We start from the raw sequence: 1,618 nt of genomic DNA, 5'->3' as shown, positions 1-1,618 counted from the left end.
GTTATTTCCGATTTTAGCCTAGAAAATAGAAATGAAAACTTAAAAAACTATCTTAAGTTTCTAAAAAAGTTGCATCGCGAATAGGTCGCAGCATAAAGGTTATATAAAGGATGACGAACAGCTTAGAAGAAATGCTTTAAAGTGGCTTAAAGGAGAATATAAAACCAAAACGGAGGCCAAACAAGAGTTAGGTGTAAGAGATATAATTAATGACCTTAATTACTATGACATGCTTAAGAATTTTTGTAAGTTGTTTGTAAATATGGGATATAGTGGATTTATGATAAATTTAGATGAAGCAATAAATTTATATAAGATTTCAACCTCTGTAATGAGAGAGAAAAATTATGAAAAAATTCTTTCTATTTATAATGATTGTTTCCAGGGAAAAGTAGCTAATCTGTTTTTTAATTTTGCAGGTACGAGAGAATTTTTAGAAAACGAAAGAAGAGGATTATTTAGTTATCAAGCATTAAAATCTCGTTTGGAAACAAATAAGTTTGAAACTCTGGAAGTAAGGGATTTTGCCCAGCCTGTAATTCGTTTAATGCCGTTAAGTCATAATGAAATTTTCGTTTTACTTAAAAAACTTAAATTAATTTTCGATTATAATTATAAAACAGAAATTGATATTTCAGATAATGATATTCAACAATTCATGGAAGAAATTTTCAATAAGCCTGGTGCTTCCGAGTTTCTAACCCCTCGTGAAGTTATCCGAGATTTTTTGAATATACTTAATATTATTAGACAAAATCCTAGCATTGATAAAAACATATTATTTGGAGAAATTGAAATATCAGATGAAAGGCCAGATGAGTTATCTTTAATCAATAGTATTGAAGAATTATAATGTCATCTTATAATTTACTTTCAGATCCTATAAAAAAATATGTCAGGGACAAGAGGTGGGAAGAATTGAGACCTATTCAGGATGCTGCAATTCAAAGAATCATTTCCACTAATGACAACTATATTTTGGCTTCAAGAACAGCTTCGGGTAAAACTGAAGCTGCTTTTCTTCCTATACTTTCAAAAGTTAATTTTAATGAAGCTGGTATTCAGGTATTATATATATCAACTTTAATCGCCCTTATTAATGATCAGTTTTATAGAATAGAAGAACTTTGTAAATACCTTGAAGTTCCAGTTACAAAATGGCATGGAGAAGCCAATAGAACTCTTAAAGAAAAAATAATAAAAGATCCTAGCGGCATAATGCTGATTACTCCGGAGTCATTGGAAGGTATCCACCCGAGCAACTACATATTGTTTAGTTCAATAAGATTAATGATAGGAGCGTAATTTTACAATGGTTTAGATTCCGCTAGCTGCTTGTAATTGTGGGGATACAGGTCTTTAATATTCTTGTGGTTTATAGATTGGATATTCTCAAGGGTATATTTTAGCCACTCAAAAGGATTTACGTTATGCTTTTTGCAGTTAGAAAAAAAGGTATAGGCCATAGCCGCTCTTTGAGCAGCATCGTGCGATCCGGCAAAAAGATAATTCTTTCTACCCAGGGCCACTGGTCTGATTGCATTTTCCACCAGATTATTATCTATTTGCAAGTTACCATCTAATAGGTATGCCGATAAATTATCCCATCTTGTTTGAG

General features: G+C 31.5%; 3 protein-coding genes. 2 read left to right on the top strand and 1 reads right to left on the bottom strand.

Annotated features, from left to right (window positions below; all coding sequences use genetic code 11):
• Positions 1-73 precede the first annotated feature (73 nt).
• Both BUC11_RS16490 and BUC11_RS16485 read left to right on the top strand, forming a co-directional pair.
• The gene (locus BUC11_RS16490) at positions 74-853 is read left to right on the top strand and encodes a BREX system ATP-binding domain-containing protein (protein WP_317041255.1); all 780 of its coding nucleotides are present in this window, start codon (positions 74-76) and stop codon (positions 851-853) included.
• Positions 853-1,305, top strand: a complete 453-nt coding sequence (locus tag BUC11_RS16485) for a DEAD/DEAH box helicase (protein WP_084129754.1) — start codon at positions 853-855, stop codon at positions 1,303-1,305. Before BUC11_RS16490 ends, BUC11_RS16485 begins: the two co-directional genes overlap by 1 nt.
• A gap of 2 nt (positions 1,306-1,307) precedes the next feature.
• Here BUC11_RS16485 and BUC11_RS16480 read toward each other — a convergent pair.
• On the bottom strand, positions 1,308-1,618 hold a 311-nt coding region (locus tag BUC11_RS16480; RefSeq protein WP_139259424.1), incomplete at its 5' end, for an IS66 family transposase.

It is taken from the genome of Flavobacterium xanthum, from assembly GCF_900142695.1.
GTDB classification, from domain to species: Bacteria; Bacteroidota; Bacteroidia; order Flavobacteriales; family Flavobacteriaceae; genus Flavobacterium; species Flavobacterium xanthum.
Note: the sequence above shows the minus strand (reverse complement) of the source record. Positions and strands in the feature narration are given on the sequence as shown.